At 40.5% G+C, this 4,337-nt stretch carries 6 protein-coding genes; all 6 read right to left on the bottom strand.

Annotation, left to right across the window (positions count from 1 at the left end; translation table 11 throughout):
- Positions 1–14: 14 nt before the first annotated feature.
- The gene (locus tag ACWATR_RS38725) at positions 15–323 is read right to left on the bottom strand and encodes a hypothetical protein (RefSeq protein ID WP_460345319.1); all 309 of its coding nucleotides are present in this window, start codon (positions 321–323) and stop codon (positions 15–17) included.
- Between the two features lie 86 nt (positions 324–409).
- A complete protein-coding gene (locus ACWATR_RS38720) occupies positions 410–1,459 on the bottom strand; it encodes a transposase (protein ID WP_460345316.1) in 1,050 nt (349 codons plus the stop codon).
- Between the two features lie 350 nt (positions 1,460–1,809).
- Positions 1,810–3,351, bottom strand: coding sequence for a hypothetical protein (locus ACWATR_RS38715; RefSeq protein WP_460345313.1), 1,542 nt, complete (start codon positions 3,349–3,351; stop codon positions 1,810–1,812).
- 2 nt (positions 3,352–3,353) lie between these two features.
- Complete coding sequence (locus tag ACWATR_RS38710; RefSeq protein ID WP_460345311.1) at positions 3,354–3,659, bottom strand: hypothetical protein; 306 nt, start codon at positions 3,657–3,659, stop codon at positions 3,354–3,356.
- A gap of 3 nt (positions 3,660–3,662) precedes the next feature.
- Positions 3,663–4,103 (bottom strand): hypothetical protein, encoded by a 441-nt coding sequence (locus ACWATR_RS38705; protein ID WP_460345308.1) that lies wholly within the window; start codon positions 4,101–4,103, stop codon positions 3,663–3,665.
- 17 nt (positions 4,104–4,120) lie between these two features.
- Positions 4,121–4,337 (bottom strand): hypothetical protein (locus ACWATR_RS38700; RefSeq protein ID WP_460345305.1); only part of this gene is annotated, 217 nt, incomplete at its 5' end.

The following is a 4,337-nucleotide window of genomic DNA, read 5'->3' as shown; positions in this document are numbered from 1 at the left end:
AATCATCGTATTGGTTATACATCTTCGTGAACTCCAATTAAACTAAAGTATTCGGCTGAAAGTTCCATCAAGTATTTCAGAGCCAAGCAATCACCGTAATTTGTATATATTTGAGCGATCGCCTGGAGTATGAACGGTATATTATCTGGTGTAACGTTTTGGAACTTAATAGCTAGATTAAATGCTGAGTTCTCATCTTCTGGCTCCAGGCGCGGCGCATCAGCCCACAGTATTAAACCTCGTTTATCAAGTTCTGCTAAAGAAATATCGTTTACAGCATCAACTACTGAATCTGGTGCATATTTTAGCAAGAGCTTAATCATAGACAATCCCTCCATACAATAATTGATATCCCAGTCTCAATCTCGTAATAAATTCGTCAGTATTGCGATTACCCCAAACAGGATTACTACGGCTTTTCATCCAGTTGTAAACGTTGTGGGATATGAAATCTACGATTACATTTTTTGCACCTATAATCCTGTCCTCCACGAGGAATCCCGGCTTTAACAACCTCTGAATCCTTACAATGAGGACAAGTAGGGCGAGAGTTCCACTCTTTTAATAAAGATTCAGGCTTAATAGAAGTGCATCGCTTGCACTGTCTACAAATAAACTTTTGTGTCCCGTTTTGTCTTGTAGCGCCAAGATTTGTTTTCCCTTTGCAATACTTACATAGCGGATTATCATTCTCGATACTTACTGAATATTTAGTATGATCGAGTATCCATGCATCATAAACATCTCTTTTTCTTTGAAGACAAGAAATATTTTCTGTAGGGTAGAGTAATTTATACAAAACTTTTAAATCTCTGACTCTAAAAACACAGACTCGCCACATTTCATCTGTCTCAAAATACAAAGAGTGGTTTATATTTTGTTCTCGAAGCCAAGACGCAAGACCTTTAAAAATATTAGATGCGCCACATATATAAACAAATAACCCTTTAACATTTTTTCCTTGAATCCTTCTGGTAATACATCCGTCACCATCAATCAATCCTCTGACAAAACTAGACTTAAATACGAATGGCATATTTGGAAACTCAATGTTTCTAGTTTTACCTTCTACACCAGAGATCAGCCCAATCTCTCTTAATCTCTTAACTACTTGCCTATTACAAACCGATAAATCCCATGCTCTACCTGTCACTCTTATACGTAATGGTCTTTCATTACCAATGATAGAATTTACTTTTTCAAGTAGAATTTTGTCTTTAGAAGTGATAGACACAGTATTTCCAACAAGATGTCCATCAGTCCAAATTAAGCCTAGTACCCAAGCTAAATCGTCACTCCATATATCAAAAAAAGTCTCGTTGACTGAATACTTTATTATCTTTTTTGTTAATCCCACTCGCTCTCGCTGTCTAAATTGTGTTCTTGGGCTACCAGACCCAAAAGGTAAAAACTTTTTAGAAGAATAAAGTTTTGCGTACTCTTGCTCTATTTTTTCCATATCTATTTACCTTTAAGTAAAATCAATACCATCGTAAAGAAGTTGATAGCCCAGCCTTAATCTTTCGGCCCAATACGGAAAATTACAATTATTCTTAATTGGGTCAAAAGAATCTTTATACCAAGCATCTTGTTAATGAACTCGCTCATGACACTGTAAACAAACGGGTACAATATCATGCCCAATTTTTTCTCTACCTGCAATTAACCCTCTTTCATCGCTATAACGGATGTGGTGTAATTCTTTGCTAGGTCTAACTAAGCAATTACAACAAAGTTGATGAGTTCTCTTGTGTGCGATCGCTACTTGTTTTCTATACTCTTTAGGATTACCATATCGAGCATTCCAGTTTAATCGTCTGTGTAGCCGAGATTTTCTAGTAATAGAGTTACCCCCTTTTCGTTTAACTCTTGCCCCGTTAATTCGTGCCACTTCTGTTGAATTTCCTGAAAATGTGGTCTTCTTCCTAATTCTGTTGCCCAGTTTCTAATTTCTTGATACCAGTCAATCTGCTGCTGTGAGGATTGTTGATTATTTTTAGAACTATTAACAGTGTCACCATTCGGTTTGGATTCTTGTTTTTGTTCTAGACCTTTGATATCGAATTCCGGGATTAGAGCAACAAAAGGATTAGACCGAGTGGGAATCACTAAGGCATATCGAACTCCGGCTTTGTCTAACAGTTCACAAGCCTGTCGCAAGACCTCCAAAATCTCCTTTTTAACGTTTACAAAGTCTTGGGGATGGTCAAGAATATAACTCGATGTCTGCCCCGTCGCAATAAAGCAAACATTTTTCAAGGACGGGCGACTAAATCCGGTTTCTCCAGAGAGTGGGGACTGGCCCATAAATAAACCATGACCCTTTAACCCTGCCGTGAATTTGATGATATAGTTCCAAAAACCTTGCAAGTCTTTGGCAGTATCGGCATCAACCATTCCCGGAAGTCCCTTGCCACCACCGAATACAGAGTCCACCTCATCTTGGGCAAATAATAATTCCGGGACACCCTGACATTCACCACCAACTTTTGCAACCCTGGCTTTTTGTTTGTCAATTTGGTCTGTGGCAAAGGTGATCCAATTTTTTAATTCTTTCATGCCGTCAAACTTACGGCTAAACTTGCACAGCCATCTGGTGACATCATCTTTTGGATCACTGCCAATGACAATTGCCGGACTTTGAGATTTTGCAGCAATTTTATTAATAATCACTCCAGCCAGAGTTGACTTGCCGGATTGTGTGCCACCAGAAATGTAGAAATGGTGATTACTGCGAAGGGTCATATTTTGATTAGATGCAGCATCACACAGTTCATCAATCCACGCACCATCAATTCTGATGTATGAGGGATAATTAGCTGCGATCGCTTGGAGAACTTTCATCGCACCCGGATTAATCACCGACTGTACCGACTCTTCATCGATGTCAGCAATATCAGGATTAGGAATCCCAGTCGGTGAAGGTGATTGTTGTGCTGGTGGTAAGGGAAGAGTAACCAACCCTTGCAACTGATATTCAGCAATCCACCGGGGGCGCTCTTGCATTGGTAGCCGATTCACATAATCAGCAACTCTGCGTTTAGCTGCGATCGCAGTGGTGACATAATTGTATGCTGCCTGACCCTGCAAATGCTGTTTAAGTGCTTTGAGGTCAGCTTCTAGTAAAGACTGGTATACTTTCTGTTTGCCTTCGCTGATTTGGGCAGATACCCCAAATAAGCCAGCACTGACTGTTCCAGCACCAAGTAGCATCCCGGTTGTTATTCGGTCAGTGTTTAAGAAAAAAGGAGCAGACAGACATAACACTGCACTCGCTCCTAAAGAACACAAGATAGTCCGCTCTGCGTGAATCACACTACTGGCGGTTAGTCGTTCTAGTTCAAACGTCATTTTTATCTGACCCCCAAAGCAACACCGGCACAAACTAACATCAAAAACACAAAAAGGAATATCACCCCAGGCATTAACCCAATGGTAAAAGTCTTGCGGTTAAAGCCAAATCCTTTAACGACTAAGCCAGCAAAGTTGAATAATCCTAGAAATATGCAGCAGATGGAAATTATACTGATAAACCAAAGAATGTATTTACTGACTGGGCTAGCAACTGATAAAAAACCCATCAACATTGATAGTCCAACCCCACACACTGCATATCCAACAAAGGATAATTTAATAAGAGAAGTTTGATTATTCTGCATAACCTAGAACCTAAAGCTATCACCCACTTCATTAAATGCCTGCTCGTATCCCCCCAACTGGCGTTGTTGTTCCTGCGACCCGAAGGCATGACGGATCACCGCCTCCCCATGTAACGCCCTAGTTCGCTGCAAATCTTCCTCAACCTTCATGCCTTCTTGAGAATATGTCAGTTGATTTTTATACATTTCAGCTAAGGATTGTAACTGCTTAAGGCGATGGCGAGAGAACTTGGTGTGTAACCACTTCTGGGCTTTGAGAGTTCCCGATACCTCTGCTTCATCTAAAACTTGTTGTGCAGTGGTGTAAGCAGGTAACGTATAACGAGCGCGGATAGAACTTGGTAAATCCCCCTCAATTTGGGTAGCATCCCCAACTCTTAAATCCGTTGATACTACTCCATCACCTTTACCGCCAAACAAACCGGGAAGCCACTTTCCTAACATTCCTTTCTCCCCTTTAACTACTTAAAATTGGTATAAGTCTGCTGTACTTGTTGAACTTGTGAGCCGATATATCGGGTTATGCCATATATGCCCATGAACGAAAACATCAATACTGTTATTGCTGCGATCGCAGTTTGAGCCATCATCCCTCGTTGCATCAGTTCCTCAATCTGCCTATTCGATTGCGATCGCACCTTTGACTCATCAATAAGTTGCTGGACGACTAGGAATTCT

It is taken from the genome of Nostoc sp. UIC 10890, assembly GCF_054786515.1.
Note: the sequence above shows the minus strand (reverse complement) of the source record. Positions and strands in the feature narration are given on the sequence as shown.

Excerpts from the sequence above, each read along its gene's own strand:
- ACWATR_RS38725 (WP_460345319.1), bottom strand. The coding sequence starts at position 323 with ATGATTAAGCTCTTGCTAAAATATGCACCAGATTCAGTAGTTGATGCT.
- ACWATR_RS38710 (WP_460345311.1), bottom strand. The coding sequence starts at position 3,659 with ATGCAGAATAATCAAACTTCTCTTATTAAATTATCCTTTGTTGGATAT.
- ACWATR_RS38715 (WP_460345313.1), bottom strand. The coding sequence starts at position 3,351 with ATGACGTTTGAACTAGAACGACTAACCGCCAGTAGTGTGATTCACGCA.
- ACWATR_RS38705 (WP_460345308.1), bottom strand. The coding sequence starts at position 4,103 with ATGTTAGGAAAGTGGCTTCCCGGTTTGTTTGGCGGTAAAGGTGATGGA.
- ACWATR_RS38720 (WP_460345316.1), bottom strand. The coding sequence starts at position 1,459 with ATGGAAAAAATAGAGCAAGAGTACGCAAAACTTTATTCTTCTAAAAAG.